This window comes from Paraburkholderia sp. SIMBA_030 (assembly GCF_046535245.1).
Classification (GTDB): Bacteria; Pseudomonadota; Gammaproteobacteria; order Burkholderiales; family Burkholderiaceae; genus Paraburkholderia.
Window position 1 is genome coordinate 266,053 of record NZ_JAWRXB010000006.1, and the last position, 14,821, is coordinate 280,873.

Sequence of the window (14,821 nt, forward strand, 5' to 3'; positions counted from 1 at the left end):
ACTCCATCACGCCGGCGCGGCGGGTGGCCTTGTTTTTGGGTAACCGCAGCTTCGAAAAGCTGAGTGCCGACGGCTCTGCCTTGTTTGACGCAGAGATCGACTGGGCGGTGTCGGATTCTAGGTTGGGCGAGCGCGCCTCGGCGCCGCTGTCGACGCACGCACAATGAGTTTTGGACTAGACGCGATTCGCACCGACGGGCCAGTGGCGCGCATGCTCTCGCCGCGCGGTGCCGCTTCTATCAACTCGCGCAACAGCGATACCGCGAGTTCCGCGACTTCGACGGTCGGCACGGCGATCGTGGTCAACGCGGGCCGCGAATCGCGCGCCAGCTGAATGTCGGTGATGCCGATTACGGATAAATCGCCGGGCACGTCAAGGCCGAGATCGGCGGCGGCGTGCATCGCGCCGAGCGCCGGCAGGTCGTTGGTCGCGAAGATCGCGGTGAGCTTCGGATGGGTTTCCAGCAACGCGCGCGCCGCGGCGTAGCCGCCTTGTATCGTATCGGCTGCATGCTTGACCGGGGCTTTCGGCGCGCCGGCTGCACGCAGCGCATCGACAAAGCCGTCGTAGCGGGCCGCGTGAATGCCCGAGGCCTTGCTGCCGACGATCGCGCCGATCCGGCGATGGCCGAACTCGAGCAGGTGCGCGCCGGCCAGCTCGCCGGCCAGATGAAAATCGACCGCGACGCAGGGCAGCCCGGGCGGCTCGTTCGGCCGTTCCCACATGCATAACACCACGGGCGTGCCGCGTGACTCGGTGGCGTGGAGATCCGCAAAGTCGAGGTTCGCATTCGTCACGAGCACGCCCTCGGAAAGCGTCCCGGCGATCTGATCCAGATATGCCCGGCCGGTCAGCGGATCTTCGTTCGTATTGCAGATGATCACGAAGTGGCCGCTGCTGCGCGCCGCGCGTTCGACGGCGAGCGCGAACTCCGGATAGAACGGATTGGCGATGCTCGACACCATCAGCGCGAGCGTCGGCGCGCGACCTTCGGCGAGAGCGCGGGCGGCCAGATGCGGGCGATAGCCGAGTGCGTCGACAGCGTCGAGTACCCGCTGCCGGGTGGTCGCACCGACCCGGCCGCGATTGCGCAGCACGTTGGACACCGTGGCGGGGGTGACGCCGGCTTGAAGCGCGACTTCGCTGAGTGTGGGCATGGAATCTTCAATATATGGGACGACTGTTCGACATTTGCATCGCAGCCAAAGGCGCGGCACCATTTGCCGCATAGACAAAACGATATCGGAGATAGGCAAGGCTAGGCGATCGCGTGCGATCGACTTTTTTTCAGCCTGCTGATTAAGCGCTTAATCTCCGACTTCGAGCCGATTAAATCACGGAGTCGATGCGATGGCGAGTATTTCGTTGAGAGGCGTGCAGAAGGCATACGGCGACGGCGCGCCGGTGATCCGCGATGTCGATCTGGAGATCGGCGAGAACGAGTTCTGCGTGTTTCTCGGTCCGTCCGGTTGCGGCAAGTCGACCTTGCTGCGGATGATCGCCGGTCTTGAAGACGTGACCGACGGCGACCTGTCGATCGGCGGCCTGCTGGTCAACGACGTACCGGCGGCGCAGCGCGGCGTGGCGATGGTGTTCCAGAGCTACGCGCTGTTTCCGCATATGACCGTGTTCGAGAACATGGCATTCGGCCTGAAGCTCGCTAAAACCCCAAAGGACGAAATCGACCGCAAGGTGCGCGAAGCCGCGCGCATTCTGCAACTGGAGGCGCTGCTCGAGCGCCGGCCGAAAGCATTGTCCGGCGGTCAACGGCAGCGCGTCGCGATCGGCCGGGCTATCGTGCGCGAGCCGGGCGTGTTTCTATTCGACGAGCCGCTCTCGAATCTCGATGCGACGCTGCGCGGCCAGACCCGCATCGAGATCGCGCGGCTGCACAAGCAGTTCGCCAAAGCCAGCGTCGTCTACGTGACGCACGACCAGGTCGAGGCGATGACGCTCGCCGACAAGATCGTGCTGCTGCACGCGGGCAAGGACACCGAACGCTACGGCAGCATCGCGCAGGTCGGCGCGCCGCTCGAGTTGTACCACCGGCCGACGAGCCGCTTCGTGGCGGGTTTCATCGGCTCGCCGCGGATGAATTTTCTGCCGGGACGCGTAGCGTCGGTCGATCCGCATGGCGTGACCGTCACGCTCGAACACACGGCCGAAAACGTGCGCGTGCCGGTGAGCGGCGACGGACTGCAGCCGTCGCAACCCGTCACGCTCGGCGTGCGTCCCGAACACCTCGACGTCATTGAGTTGGCAGTGCCTCGGAACACCGCCCCGGCGATGCCCGACGACGCCATTCTGGCGCGTACCGTTTCCCTCGTCGAACATCTTGGCGAGCACAGCTACATCCACCTCGATCAGCCTGGCGGCGCCACGCTGATCGCCAAAGCGCCCGGCGACACGCGCCTGATGCCGGGTGACCGCGCCGGCTTGCGCGTTCCCAGCCACGCTTGCCATTTGTTTACCGAAGACGGCTTTGCTGCCGCTTCGCTCGAATTCGTCGAACACTACGCATAGAGGACATTCGGATGCGCCTAGGAGTCTGTTACTACCCGGAACACTGGCCGGAATCGATGTGGGAAGACGACGCGCGCCGGATGAAAGCGCTCGGCATCGAACAGGTGCGGATTGCCGAATTCGCGTGGAGCCGGATCGAGCCGGCGCCTGGCGAATACGATTGGGGCTGGCTCGATCGCACGATCGACGTGCTCGGCGCGGCCGGGCTGCAGGTGGTCATGTGCACGCCGACCGCGACGCCGCCCAAGTGGCTGATCGACCGTCATCCGGACATCCTGCCGATCGGGGCGGACGGACGTCCTCGCGCCTTCGGCTCACGCCGTCATTACGATTTTTCCTCGCCATCGTATTTCGCCGCGTCGCAGCGGATCTGCACGGCGGTTGCCGGGCGATATGGCCAGCATCCGGCGGTTGCGTACTGGCAGACCGATAACGAATTCGGTTGCCATCACACGGTAGTCAGCTATTCGCCGGCAGCAGTAGGGCGCTTTCGCGAATGGCTGAAGGCGCGGTATCGAACGGTCGATGCATTGAACAGCGCGTGGGGCACGGTGTTCTGGAGCATGGAGTACCGCAGCTTCGACGAGATCGATGCGCCGGTGGCGACCGTCACCGAAGCCCATCCGTCGCACCGGCTCGATTACCGGCGCTTTGCGTCCGACGAACTCGCGCGCTACAACCGGATGCAGGTCGAGATCATCCGCGCGCATTCGCCCGGACGGCCGGTCGCGCACAACTTCATGCAGCTCTTTACCGAGTTCGATCACTACAAGGTCGCTGCCGATCTCGATGTCGCGAGCTGGGACAGCTATCCGCTCGGCGCGCTCGAAGAACAATGGTTTGCGCCGGACGTCAAAGCGCGCTGGCTGCGCACCGGGCATCCCGACTTCGCTTCGTTCAATCACGACGTCTACCGCGGCATGTCGAAGCTGCCGTTCTGGGTGATGGAGCAGCAACCGGGTCCGGTGAACTGGGCGCAGTGGAATCCGGCGCCGCTGCCGGGCATGGTACGGCTGTGGAGTTGGGAGGCCTTCGCGCACGGCGCGGGCTGCGTGTCGTATTTCCGCTGGCGTCAGGCGCCGTTTGCGCAGGAGCAGATGCACGCCGGTTTGAACACGCCCGATAACCGGCTCGACGTCGGGGGCAACGAGGCCGCGCAGGTTGCCGACGAGATTCGCACGGTGCTCGCAGCGGACGCCGGCGCCAATGCTGCGATTCGCGCGAAAGTCGCGCTCGTCTACGACTACGAAGCGAAGTGGCTCTTCGGGATTCATCCGCAGGGCGCGGATTTTCACTATCCGCGTTTCGCGTTCGAGTATTACTCGGCGCTGCGCGCGCTCGGGCTGGATGTGGACGTGATTCCGGCCGATGCGCCGCTCGATGGCTACCGTGTCGTCGTGGTGCCGCCGCTGCCGGTCGTGCCGGCCGATTTTGCCGCGCGGCTGGCAAGCTCGGGCGCACAGGTGGTGCTCGGCCCGCGCACCGGCTCGAAGACGGAAGATCTGCAGATTCCGGCGAACCTGCCGCCAGGTGCGCTTGCTTCGGTGCTGCCGCTGCGCGTGTGGCGCGTCGAATCGATGCGGCCGAACGTGACCGAAGCGGTGCGTCTTGCAGACAGCAAGGACGCTACCGTGGACGACGGCTGCGCGCGCCACTGGCGCGATTTCGTCGACAGCGACTCAGCGGCTCCACTCGACGTGCGCGCCCGATTCGCGGATGGCCATCCAGCGTATGTGCGAAGCGGCGCGTTCCATTACTTCGCGAGTCTGTTCGACGATGCGCTCACGGTTCGTTTGTTCGCGCAGATCGCACGTGAGGCAGGTGTCGAGACGATGCCGCTCGGCGACAGCGTGCGGATCAGCCGGCGCGGTGCGCTGACCTACCTGTTCAATTACGGCGCGCAGGTTCACTCGATTGCCGGTGTGGCCGACGACGCTTTCGTGATCGGTTCACGCGATATTGGCCCGCAGGGCGTGGCGGTGTATCGATCGACCTGATGAGTTAGCTGGCCGAATGATTCCACGCAGTAACGACAACGATGCAAAATCAAGGCATAAAGGAGACACGCAGCATGACACTGAAACCACGCAAGCTTCTGCTCGCATTCGCGCTGGCCGCGGCCGCCGCGGGAACCTCCGTCGTCAGTACCGCGCAGGCCGGCACGCTCGCAGTCAACATCGCGTTCAAGGGCGCCAGCCAGCGCGCGGTCTGGCAGTCGACGATCGACGAGTTCAAGAAAGCGCATCCTGACGTGAAGGTGTCGTTCGTCGACGAGGAGGCCTACAAGGTTCAATTGCCTGGATGGCTGTCGACGGTCGCTCCCGATATCGTCAACTGGCACGACGGCGAGCGCATGGCGTATTACGCGCAACGCGGCCTGTTCGAGGATCTGAGCGGCGATTGGGCGAAGAACGGCTGGAACGATACGTACGCGTCGACCAAGGAAGCGTCGTCCTACAAAGGCAAGCAGTATGCCGCGCCGACCGTGTATTACTCGTGGGGCATGTTCTATCGCAAGGACCTGTTCCAGAAGACGGGTATTGCCGGCGAGCCGAAGACGTGGGACCAGTTTCTGGATGCCTGCAAGAAGTTGAAGGCGGCCGGCATTACGCCGATCGCCGTCGCGGGACGCGATGCGTGGACGCTGGCGGGCTGGTTCGATTATCTGGATCTGCGCCTGAACGGCAACGCATTCCATCAGAAGTTGATGGCAGGCGAAGTGCCGTACACCGATCCGCGGGTCAAGAAGGTGTATGCGACCTGGAAGCAGCTGCTCGACGCCGGCTATTTCATCGACAATTCGCTCTCCTACGATCTGGACGCGGTGCAGCCGTTCCTGTTCCAGGGCAAGGCCGCGATGATGCTGATGGGCACCTTCATTACCGGCGGCTTCCCGCCGAACGTGAAAGCGGAAATGAGCTACTTCCAGTTCCCGATCATCGACGCGAAGGTGCCGACCGCCGAAGACGGTCCGGTGGAATCGCTGCATATTCCGTCGAAGGCGAAGAACAAGGCGGATGCCCATACCTTCCTTGCGTTCGTCGAGACGCCTGAAATCGGCGCGAAACTGGCGGCAGGTCTCGGCTCGCTGTCGGCGAACAGCAAGTCGCCGGAACCCGAAGATCCGATTTCGAAAATCGGCTTCCAGATTCTCTCGAACACGAAGGGCGGTATTGCACAGTTCTACGATCGCGACATGACCAAGGAAATGGCCGATGAAGGGATGAAGGGGATGCAGCAATTCGTCGCCGATCCTTCCAAGCTCGACGACGTGCTCGCGCAACTCGAGCAAACGCGCAAGCGAATCTACAAGAAGTAAGCGGCGGCGGCCCTCGGGCTGCCTGCCTTGGCCACCCACCGCCACGTTCGATCGGGAGAGTCATCGTGTCGCACTCCGTTACCCGTCATTCGGTTCCCGGTTCTGCCGGTTCAGGCATACCGGCATCGGGCGATACATTGCGCGGCGGGTCGCGTTCGCCGGCGCGCCGGCGCCGTCCATCGCCGACTGCGCGCCGGCAGCGGCGTGCTGCGTTCCTGTTTCTCGCGCCGGCCTGCCTGATGGTGGCCATCTATGTGGTGTGGCCGATCCTGTCGACCATCCGCTTGAGCCTGTTCAACTGGGACGGGATGACCGAGCCGGCCTTTGTCGGCCTCGCGAACTACGTCGAGTTGTTCCATTCGCAGACGTTCTACACAGCGCTGAAAAACAACCTCATCTGGCTGCTGCTATTCCTGCTCGCTCCGCCGATGGGACTCGCCGTGGCGCTGTATCTGAACCAGGCCGTGACCGGCATCCGCATCGTCAAATCGCTGTTTTTCGCACCGTTCGTGCTCTCGGGCGTGGTGGTCGGCCTGATCTTCTCCTGGTTCTACGACCCGACCTTCGGCCTGCTCGCGCTGATTCTCGGTCACGGCGTGCCGGTACTGGGCGACGCCCGCTATGCGACCTTCGGGATCGTTTTCGCGGCGCTGTGGCCGCAAACCGCCTATTGCATGATTCTTTACCTGACCGGCCTGACGTCGCTGAACGCGGAACAGATCGAGGCCGCGCGGATGGAGGGCGCGCGCGGCTGGTCGCTGCTGTGGCACGTGATTCTGCCGCAATTGCGGCCGACCACGTTCATGGCGATCGTCGTCACCGTGATCGGCGCCTTGCGCAGCTTCGATCTGATCTCGGTGATGACCGGCGGCGGACCGTTCGAGAGTTCGACCGTGCTCGCGTATTACATGTACGACCAGGCGATCAAGTATTACCGCATCGGCTATTCCGCGGCGGTGGCGGTAGTGTTGTTCGGCATCATGCTGCTGTACATCGTTTATCACTTGCGGCGGATGCTGCGCGCCGAGCAATAAGGAGCCGACCATGTTTCCTATCGCCATCGACAAATGGAAGCCGGCCTCGCGCCGCGTGTACAAACTGACCTTGCCGCTCGCGCTGCTGATCTGGCTGCTGCCGATGATCGCGGTGCTCGTCACGTCGGTGCGCTCGACCGAAGAACTCAGCGAGGGGAATTACTGGGGCTGGCCGAAGCACTTCTCGATGTTCGAAAACTATCGGGAGGCGTTGACGACCTCGCCGATGTTGCATTACTTCTCGAACAGCGTGCTGATCACGGTGCCTGCGGTGGTGGTGTCGATCGCGCTGGCGGCGATGGCTGGATTCGCGCTGGCGACCTATCGGTTTCGCGGCAATTCGACATTGTTCGCGACGTTTGTCGCGGGCAATTTCGTGCCGGTGCAGGTGTTGATGATTCCGGTGCGGGATCTATCGTTGCAGCTTGGCCTGTTCAACACCGTGGGCGCGCTGATTCTGTTTCATCTCTCGTTTCAGACCGGCTTCTGCACGCTGTTCCTGCGTAATTTCATCAAGGCGTTGCCCTTCGAGCTTGTCGAAGCGGCCCGAGTGGAAGGCGCAACCGAATGGCAGGTCTTTTACCGGATCGTGCTTCCACTGATTCGGCCGGCGCTTGCCGCGCTGGGGATTCTTGTGTTCACGTTCGTCTGGAACGACTACTTCTGGGCGCTGTGTTTGACACAAGGCGACGATGCGGCGCCGATTACCGTCGGAGTCGCCGCGTTGAAAGGGCAGTGGACCACGGCGTGGAATCTTGTGTCGGCCGGGTCGATTCTTGCCGCACTGCCCTCTGTGGCGATGTTCTTCGCGATGCAGAAGCATTTTGTGACGGGGCTGACGTTCGGTGCGACCAAAGGCTGAGGAAGACAATGTTCAGTTGGCCTCGGCCTTTGCCCGTTCCTGACGACGCGACCGGCAAGCCGCTCATGGCGCCGCGCCGTCGCCCAGTTTTTTGTGCTGCGCCGCCATCCGCTCCTGCTGGGCGGGCGGCACCGGATCGTAGTGGCTGAGCCGGATGCTGTAGTTGCCGTGCCCGCCGGCGATGGCGTTCAGACGCGACTGATAGTCGTTGAGTTCGGACAACGGCACCTGGCCCGCGACGACCACGGCGTTGCCGGCGGCCGTGCGTGTGCCATGGACCTGCCCGCGCTTGGCGGACAGGTCGCCGATGATGTCGCCCATCGCGGCTTCCGGCGTCATCACCTCGATGTCCACGATGGGCTCGAGCAGGATGGGCTGGGCTTTCAGCACGGCGTCGATGAAGGCCTTGCGCCCGGCCGAAACGAATGCCACTTCCTTGGAGTCGACTGAATGGCTCTTGCCGTCGAACACGGTGACTCGCACGTCCTGCATCGGGAAGCCGGCAAGCGGTCCGCTGTCGATCACCTGCTGAATGCCTTTTTCCACGGCGGGCATGAACTGGCCGGGGATGGCGCCGCCCTTGACGGCGTCGACGAACTCGAAACCGGTGCCTCGCGGCAGCGGCTCCACACGCAGCATCACTTCGCCGAATTGCCCGGCGCCGCCGGTTTGCTTCTTGTGACGATGATGCCCCTCGGCTTTGGCGCCGATGGTTTCGCGATAGGCGATCTTCGGCGGCCGCGTTACGACCTCGAGCTTGTATTGCTCGGATAGTCGCTCCAGCATGAGGCGCAGGTGCAATTCGCCCAGACCTCGCACCACCGTCTCGTTGGTGCCGATCGGGTGCTCGATGAGCAGGCACGGGTCTTCCGCAGCCAGTTTTTGCAGAATCTCCCAGAGGCGCTGCTCGTTACCCCGGCGCGCAGGTTCGATCGCCAAACCGTAGATGGGCGTGGGGAACTCGAGCGCGGCCAGGTGGATGTCGCCGTCCTCGGGGGCGTCGTGCAGCACGGCATCGAAGCCGATCGCGTCGACCTTGGCCGTGGCGCAGATATCGCCTGGGCCGGCTTGCGGGACGTCCACGTGCTCTTTGCCCTGCAGCATCATCAGATGGGCGACCCTGAACGGCTGGCGCCCGTCACCGATGTAGAGCTGGCTGTCGCGCCTGATCGTGCCCTGATGGATGCGAAACACCGCCATCTTGCCGATGTAAGGGTCCATGACGATCTTGAAGGCGTGGGCCAATACATGCTTGTCGGCGTCCGGTTCGGCGCGCACGACCTGCTGGCGGCCGCCGGCATCGCGGTAGAAGAGCGGCGGGTTGCCTTCCATCGGATTGGGCAGGAGCCGGACGAACACGTCGAGCAATGCCGCGACGCCGGCGCCGTTGGCCGCCGACGTGAAGCAGATCGGCACCAGATGGCCTTCGCGCAGCGCCCGCTCGAAGGGTTCGTGCAACTGCTCCGGGCTGATGGCCTCGCCCTGCTCCAGGTAAAGCTCCATCAAGGCGGGATCGATCTCGACCACTTGATCGACCAGCGCATCGTGCGCGGCAGCAACGGACAGAAAATCGGCCTCGCCGGCGGGATTGAAAAAACAATCCACCACCTGGCGGCCGCCTTGCGCCGGCAGGTTGATGGGCAGGCATTCCTTGCCGAAGGCCTGCTGGATTTGCGTCAGAAGCCCGGGAAGATCGACCTTTTCGCCATCGATACCGTTCACGACGATCATTCGGCAGAGCTTGCGTTGCGCCGCCCACGCCATCATGCGCCGGGTCGTCATTTCGATGCCGGTCTGCGCATTGATGACGATGGCGGCAGTTTCCACCGCGGGCAGGGCGCTGATCGACAGTCCGGAAAAGTCCGGATAACCGGGCGTATCCAGCAGATAAATGCGTGTATCCCGATAGTGGAGATGGGCGACGGCGGAGTTCAGCGAGTGGTGATATTTGCGCTCGAGCGGCTCGAAATCGCAGACCGTGGTGCCGCGCTCCACGCTGCCGGGCGCGTGTAACGCGCCGCCCTCGTGCAGCAGGGCTTCGACAAGCGAAGTCTTGCCGCATCCGGCATGCCCGACCAGGGCGACGGTACGGATGGCGTCGGGGCTGTAGCGCATGGCCGCCCTCGTCCAGTAGTGGATGTGGGGCCATTATTGGCGAAAACGGACCCGTGTGCCATAAGGGGCATCGCCTCATGGGCCGTCACGCCCGCGCGGTCGCGGCGCGGCCGTCCGCATGTTTTTCACGTGTGAGCGAAAGCGAACTATCCTTAAGGAGTCTCGCGCAATAATTCCCCGTTTCTTTCCTTCAAGAGGAGGTGCGTCATGTCGATGTCTGCCACTCTCCAGGACTGCCTGCGCAGCAAGGGCTCGCAGTACGAAATCGTGCATCATCCGCACAGCCATTCCAGCATCGAAACCGCAGCGGCCGCGCATATTCCCGGCGACCGCCTCGCCAAGACCGTGCTTCTCGAAGACGAGCACGGCTACGTGGCGGCGGTGCTGCCATCGACCTACGCCGTGCGGCTGTCCGAGCTTTGGGCACAGACCGGACGCCACCTGCTGCTGGCGAAAGAGGCCGATTTGCGGGAATTGTTCAAGGATTGCGACGTGGGCGCGCTTCCGCCGGTGTGCACGGCCTACGGCATGTACACCTATCTCGACGAAAGCCTCACCCATCAGCCGGACGTCTATTTCGAGTCCGGCGATCATGAAGCGCTGATTCACATGGGCACGAAACAATTTCTGGATCTGATGGACCGGGCCGAGCGGACACGCTTCGCCCGTCGAATGCAGGGTATGCCGTCCTGACCGGCGCTCGCCCGGTTCGGCAAGGCTTGCGCAGTGCGGCATAAAGCGCGCTGCGCCACCCAACCTTTGCGCGAGGCAGATCATGCAACGCAGCGATACGGTCTTGAAGCAGGTGATGGCGGCCTTCGAACGCGAATCACACCTGAAGCTCCAGCATCATCCCATTCATATGACTTTCGACGACGGCGCCTTAACCGTGGCAGGCGAGGTGCCGGATATCGCATCCAAGAAACGACTTCTTCAGTTGACCCAGATACACAGCGAAGGGACGCCTCTGGTCGACCGGCTGCGTGTCGCCGCCAACCCGCCGGTCGGTGACGGTGAACTGCGCACACGTATCGGCGAACGGCTGGCGCACGCAGTGGAGTTCCGCAACTGCGTGATCTGCGCGCGCGTCAAAGGTCAGCTCGAAGTGCTGCGCGGCACCATGGACCCGGCGGGCAACGACGGCAGCGGTGTCGTCGAAGTGACGGTCGAGGACGGTGTGGTGACCTTGACGGGGCAAGTGGTCAGCCTGTCTCACAGGCGCCTCGCGAGTGTGACTGCCTGGTGGGTCGGCGGCTGCCGCGACGTGGTGAACCTGCTGGAGTTGGTGCCCGCCGAAGTGGACGGCGACGACGAGATTTCCGAGGCCTTGCACCTGGTGCTCGAAACCGATCAGTGTGTGCGCGCCGAGCAGATCACCATCAGCGTGGAAAACCACAGGATCACGCTGGGAGGCTGGGTGGCGACCGAAGCTGAAAGACGGCAGGCGGAACAGGACGCCTGGTGTCTGGATGCTGTCGATGGCGTCGTCAATCGCATTCAGGTGCGGGCGTGATCCCTTTGCTTGATGTGCTTGTGATGCGCGTGAGGTGCTTTCCGTGTATTACGTGCGTTGCCGGGGCGGGAGCCTGCGCCAGGTCAGCAGTACCAACAGAGCGAACACCACGTATGAGAGCGTGAACACCCAGACCGGCACATCGTAATAGAGCAGGCGGCTCACCCAGCGCTGGATGAAGCCTTGCGCCCCCACTGAGCCAGTGCGCAGCCAGTCTTCCAGCACCGTCAAGGGGCAGGCGATACCCAGCAGCGACAAGGCCGACACCAGGCCGATCGCGAACAGATGCGCGAGCCGGAACAGCCGGTTGCGTACCCATTCCCAATCGAGGCCCGAGCCGACCCAGATCGCCGCGAGTCCACCGACGATAAAAAGCGCGATCAGCGCGTGCATCACGAGTACTACGTCGGCGAGCCAGATCATGATGTCCTCACACCATCTGCGGCGAATGTCGACGGGCTTTGTGCGATGCCGCGACCCGCGTCGCACTTCGGCGCGGTATCGGAGATAGACTGAAATTCGACCTGTATTCAGGTTGCCGCATCAAGTGTCCCGAACATGTGCGGGACCATGCGTTTTCACGATGATCGGAGGTGCACATGACAACTGCAATTGTCACTCCCCGGAATGACGGCCCGTACTACATCAAAGGCGACTTCAAGATTACCACCCAGGGCGGCAAAAATATCGAGGTGGATAAGGATGAGGTCTGGCTATGTCGATGCGGCCATTCGCTCAACAAACCATTCTGCGACGGTTCACACAAGAGGGTCGAGTTCAGGAGCGATCTTGACGAACAGCCGCAGGAAGGAGAAACGCCCTGACGTATCAGTTGCTGTGGGCACGTTCGGCGCGGGCGTCCTTCGCTCGTACGAGCGTGCGTGGTTTCACGCTGCCAGAGCGTGCGCAGGCACATAGAAAAAGCGGACGAAGGGGGTACTCATGTCTCGGAGATCGATAACCGGAAGGCGCGTTCTTGTTGTGCTCGTGCTCTGCATAGGCGTTACGTTTCTGGCAATTGGCGCAACGCTGCTGTACGAGTTGTCGGTGATAAGCCGTGCCGTGAGTGATTTCCGCCTGGACGAGGCCACGGAAAACGCACGAATTTCCCGTGGCGAAAAGTCGGCGATCGAAGATCGTCTTAACCCGCCATACCTGAAGCGATACGGCCTGGACCTGAACGCGTACATGGACAAGCAGGGCTATTTTTCGCCGACAGGCTCTGACTGGCAACAATGGGGGCTTCGGACAAAGGCGGCGGCCACTGTGATGTGGCTGGGTCACGATCCGCCGGGAACATGGTGGACTTTCGATCAGATAAGGTGTGTCGACCGTTTTTACGAAGCGCACAGAGACAACGAGCCGATTGTCGATGTCGCTGACGCTTGCCTCGGCCAGCCTCATTGGTGTCCGTCGACGTGACGGACTTCACGTTGCTCAAGCCTGCTCCCGATGCGATCGGCATCATGCGATGCGCTCGTGCATGCGGCCGGCTTCATGCGCACGGCACCGCCGGCCACCCAGACCGCTATCAGGCGCTGTCGCGCTCGATCAGCGTGAAGCCGACTTCGACGATACGTTGCGCTTCGACGCCGCTTTCTATTTTTTCAACCAGCATGGACGTCGCCAGTTACTGGGCTGCACCTTCGTTGCCACGGGCGTCGACATCCTGATGTTCGCCAACTCGGCGCGCAAGCTGGCCCAGGAATTTGCCGGACCGCAGAGCGAATAGACGACTCGCATCAACACCTGGAAGTGGAGCCGTCGTTAGGCGAGCATTGTGGAGCCAACGTTATCCGGACTTTCGCAGGCATGCGGCTTATCTCCAGGGCTGGATCGCCGCATGCACACGTTCGCCCCGGTTTTTCACCCATTGCGGAACACAGGTGCTCCCCACGGCGCACCGATCGTGCCGCCGTCGACGACGATTTCCGCCGCAGTGGTTCCCGAAGCGTCATCGGACGCGAGGAAAAGTACGGCCCTGGCAACTTCTTCAGGTGTAGCGAGGCGAGCCAGTGGAATGCGCGGCGCGAACGCTTCTTCGGTCCCTTCGAGCGTTGCGCCGGCCCGTGCGCCGCGCGTCCAGATCGGCGTGCGCGTGCCGCCTGGGATCACGGTGTTGACGCGAATGCCACGCTGCACGAGTTCGGATGCAAACACCTTCGCCATACCGGTGACGCCCGCCTTCGTAGCGGAATAAGCGGCCGACCCCGGCGAGCCTAACTCGCGCATCACGGAGCCGTTCAATACGATCGCGCCGCCGGCGCTCATCAACGGAAGGGCCGATTGAACCGTGAGAAAAACAGCGGTGAGATTGGTGCGAAGAATTGCCTCGAACGCAGCGGCGGTCGTGCTGCCGAGCGGCGTCGGACCGGAGATTCCGGCGTTGGCGAAAACGATATCGAGCGACCCGAATGCTTGCTGGATCTGTTTGAACATCGACTCGATCGCGGTTTCATCGTCGAGATCAGCCACGATGCCTAGCGTGTTTTCGCCGAGTTCCGATACCGCCGCATCCAGTTTTGCGCGATCGCGGCCGGTGATCGCAACACGGGCGCCTTCGGCGATCAAAAGCTTCGCTGCAGTAAACCCAATGCCGCTGTTGCCGCCAGTTACGAGAGCCGTCTTTCCAGTAAAACGCATGTCCTTCTCCTGTGTGTTACGGCGCGAGATCGCGTCGAAAGCCGCGCCTGCTGACGGCGCTGAAGCCCGTTACGCAGCGCAAGGTAGGCGCCGCATCCGAACCAGCATGAGCATCGTCAACACCTCATTCTGTATGTTGATCGTCATGCAGAAATTCAGTATTATGGCCGTCATGCAGATTGTCAAGCGTGGTGAGGCAAGGAATGGGTTATTCGCAGGCACAAAAGGCTGAGAGCAGGCAAAGGGTTCTGGAGAGCGCGTCACGGCAGATTCGTGAACACGGCATCGAGGCGCTTGGCGTCGCCGACTGCATGCGCAGCGCGGGGCTCACGCACGGCGCGTTCTACGGTCATTTTTCGTCGCGTGATGCGTTGATTCTGGAAGCGCTCGAGCACGCGGTCAGTCAGAGCGAGAAGCGCATTGTGTCTGTCTCAGCCGGTTCGGGAAAGCATGGGAAAACGCCTCTGCAGTCCATCGCCGAGGCTTTCATCAATGAGCGTCACGTGAAGAATCCCGGCAAAGGATGTGCGTTGTGCGCACTCGCCGGAGAGGCGCGCCATGCGAATCCGGATGTCAGGGAACAGCTCACGAAGTACGTGCGCAAACTGGCATCGCAGATAGCGCAAGCCACATCCACTGATGGCGAACAGCCGGCGTTGGGCATCGTCGCGACCATCGTGGGGGCCATTACGCTTGCGCGCGCAGTGGACGATGACAAGCTGGCGAAATCGATTCTTTCCGCATCGCTCGCGCTGGTCATGACCCAGGACGGCGGCGCGTAGTAGGCTCGCGGGAGCCTCGCAGCAGCTTG

General features: G+C 62.6%; 14 protein-coding genes and 1 pseudogene. 11 read left to right on the plus strand and 4 right to left on the minus strand.

Features of this window, described 5'->3' with window-relative positions:
• Window positions 1–117 precede the first annotated feature (117 nt).
• Window positions 118–1,158 (minus strand): LacI family DNA-binding transcriptional regulator, encoded by a 1,041-nt coding sequence (locus SB772_RS12695; protein ID WP_410833590.1) that lies wholly within the window; start codon window positions 1,156–1,158, stop codon window positions 118–120.
• A 193-nt stretch (window positions 1,159–1,351) separates the two neighbouring features.
• Between SB772_RS12695 and SB772_RS12700 the strand changes: the two genes are divergently transcribed.
• The 5 genes from SB772_RS12700 to SB772_RS12720 all read left to right on the plus strand — a co-directional run bounded on the left by SB772_RS12700 (window position 1,352) and on the right by SB772_RS12720 (window position 7,739).
• A complete protein-coding gene (locus SB772_RS12700) occupies window positions 1,352–2,524 on the plus strand; it encodes an ABC transporter ATP-binding protein (RefSeq protein ID WP_410833591.1) in 1,173 nt (390 codons plus the stop codon).
• Between the two features lie 11 nt (window positions 2,525–2,535).
• Complete coding sequence (locus tag SB772_RS12705; RefSeq protein ID WP_410833592.1) at window positions 2,536–4,521, plus strand: beta-galactosidase; 1,986 nt, start codon at window positions 2,536–2,538, stop codon at window positions 4,519–4,521.
• 74 nt (window positions 4,522–4,595) lie between these two features.
• A complete protein-coding gene (locus tag SB772_RS12710) occupies window positions 4,596–5,843 on the plus strand; it encodes an ABC transporter substrate-binding protein (RefSeq protein WP_410833593.1) in 1,248 nt (415 codons plus the stop codon).
• A 65-nt stretch (window positions 5,844–5,908) separates the two neighbouring features.
• Window positions 5,909–6,877 carry a carbohydrate ABC transporter permease gene (locus SB772_RS12715; protein ID WP_410833594.1) on the plus strand — a complete coding sequence of 323 codons (969 nt, stop codon included), beginning with the start codon at window positions 5,909–5,911 and terminating at the stop codon, window positions 6,875–6,877.
• A gap of 10 nt (window positions 6,878–6,887) precedes the next feature.
• The gene (locus SB772_RS12720; protein ID WP_410833595.1) at window positions 6,888–7,739 is read left to right on the plus strand and encodes a carbohydrate ABC transporter permease; all 852 of its coding nucleotides are present in this window, start codon (window positions 6,888–6,890) and stop codon (window positions 7,737–7,739) included.
• Window positions 7,740–7,802: 63 nt separating this feature from the next.
• Here the strand turns inward: SB772_RS12720 and fusA are convergent, their stop codons facing one another.
• Window positions 7,803–9,854 (minus strand): elongation factor G, encoded by a 2,052-nt coding sequence (gene fusA / locus SB772_RS12725; protein ID WP_410833596.1) that lies wholly within the window; start codon window positions 9,852–9,854, stop codon window positions 7,803–7,805.
• A 207-nt stretch (window positions 9,855–10,061) separates the two neighbouring features.
• Between fusA and SB772_RS12730 the strand changes: the two genes are divergently transcribed.
• Together SB772_RS12730 and SB772_RS12735 are read left to right on the plus strand one after the other, a co-directional pair.
• Window positions 10,062–10,547, plus strand: a complete 486-nt coding sequence (locus tag SB772_RS12730; protein WP_410833597.1) for an aminoacyl-tRNA deacylase — start codon at window positions 10,062–10,064, stop codon at window positions 10,545–10,547.
• 82 nt (window positions 10,548–10,629) lie between these two features.
• Complete coding sequence (locus SB772_RS12735; RefSeq protein ID WP_410833598.1) at window positions 10,630–11,367, plus strand: BON domain-containing protein; 738 nt, start codon at window positions 10,630–10,632, stop codon at window positions 11,365–11,367.
• A gap of 48 nt (window positions 11,368–11,415) precedes the next feature.
• On the opposite strand, the gene SB772_RS12740 is transcribed toward SB772_RS12735, so the two are convergent.
• Window positions 11,416–11,790 (minus strand): DUF2784 domain-containing protein, encoded by a 375-nt coding sequence (locus tag SB772_RS12740; RefSeq protein ID WP_410833599.1) that lies wholly within the window; start codon window positions 11,788–11,790, stop codon window positions 11,416–11,418.
• Window positions 11,791–11,966: 176 nt separating this feature from the next.
• Here SB772_RS12740 and SB772_RS12745 point away from each other — a divergent pair, with 176 nt between their 5' ends.
• From SB772_RS12745 to SB772_RS12755, 3 genes and pseudogenes are all read left to right on the plus strand, one after another.
• Entirely contained in the window at window positions 11,967–12,191 is a 225-nt protein-coding gene (locus SB772_RS12745) for a CDGSH iron-sulfur domain-containing protein (RefSeq protein WP_410833600.1), read from the plus strand.
• A 238-nt stretch (window positions 12,192–12,429) separates the two neighbouring features.
• Window positions 12,430–12,789 (plus strand): hypothetical protein, encoded by a 360-nt coding sequence (locus tag SB772_RS12750; RefSeq protein ID WP_410833601.1) that lies wholly within the window; start codon window positions 12,430–12,432, stop codon window positions 12,787–12,789.
• A 211-nt stretch (window positions 12,790–13,000) separates the two neighbouring features.
• Window positions 13,001–13,099, plus strand: a pseudogene (locus tag SB772_RS12755) (2-keto-3-deoxy-L-rhamnonate aldolase); the annotation flags it as partial.
• A gap of 134 nt (window positions 13,100–13,233) precedes the next feature.
• Here SB772_RS12755 and SB772_RS12760 read toward each other — a convergent pair.
• Window positions 13,234–14,010, minus strand: a complete 777-nt coding sequence (locus tag SB772_RS12760; protein ID WP_410833602.1) for an SDR family NAD(P)-dependent oxidoreductase — start codon at window positions 14,008–14,010, stop codon at window positions 13,234–13,236.
• A gap of 203 nt (window positions 14,011–14,213) precedes the next feature.
• On the opposite strand from SB772_RS12760, the gene SB772_RS12765 reads away from it, so the two are divergent.
• Window positions 14,214–14,792, plus strand: coding sequence for a TetR/AcrR family transcriptional regulator (locus SB772_RS12765; RefSeq protein ID WP_410833603.1), 579 nt, complete (start codon window positions 14,214–14,216; stop codon window positions 14,790–14,792).
• Window positions 14,793–14,821: the final 29 nt, after the last annotated feature.

Excerpts from the sequence above, each read along its gene's own strand:
- SB772_RS12695 (WP_410833590.1), bottom strand. The coding sequence starts at position 1,158 with ATGCCCACACTCAGCGAAGTCGCGCTTCAAGCCGGCGTCACCCCCGCC.
- SB772_RS12700 (WP_410833591.1), top strand. The coding sequence starts at position 1,352 with ATGGCGAGTATTTCGTTGAGAGGCGTGCAGAAGGCATACGGCGACGGC.
- SB772_RS12705 (WP_410833592.1), top strand. The coding sequence starts at position 2,536 with ATGCGCCTAGGAGTCTGTTACTACCCGGAACACTGGCCGGAATCGATG.
- SB772_RS12710 (WP_410833593.1), top strand. The coding sequence starts at position 4,596 with ATGACACTGAAACCACGCAAGCTTCTGCTCGCATTCGCGCTGGCCGCG.
- SB772_RS12720 (WP_410833595.1), top strand. The coding sequence starts at position 6,888 with ATGTTTCCTATCGCCATCGACAAATGGAAGCCGGCCTCGCGCCGCGTG.
- fusA (WP_410833596.1), bottom strand. The coding sequence starts at position 9,854 with ATGCGCTACAGCCCCGACGCCATCCGTACCGTCGCCCTGGTCGGGCAT.
- SB772_RS12730 (WP_410833597.1), top strand. The coding sequence starts at position 10,062 with ATGTCGATGTCTGCCACTCTCCAGGACTGCCTGCGCAGCAAGGGCTCG.
- SB772_RS12735 (WP_410833598.1), top strand. The coding sequence starts at position 10,630 with ATGCAACGCAGCGATACGGTCTTGAAGCAGGTGATGGCGGCCTTCGAA.
- SB772_RS12740 (WP_410833599.1), bottom strand. The coding sequence starts at position 11,790 with ATGATCTGGCTCGCCGACGTAGTACTCGTGATGCACGCGCTGATCGCG.
- SB772_RS12745 (WP_410833600.1), top strand. The coding sequence starts at position 11,967 with ATGACAACTGCAATTGTCACTCCCCGGAATGACGGCCCGTACTACATC.
- SB772_RS12760 (WP_410833602.1), bottom strand. The coding sequence starts at position 14,010 with ATGCGTTTTACTGGAAAGACGGCTCTCGTAACTGGCGGCAACAGCGGC.
- SB772_RS12765 (WP_410833603.1), top strand. The coding sequence starts at position 14,214 with ATGGGTTATTCGCAGGCACAAAAGGCTGAGAGCAGGCAAAGGGTTCTG.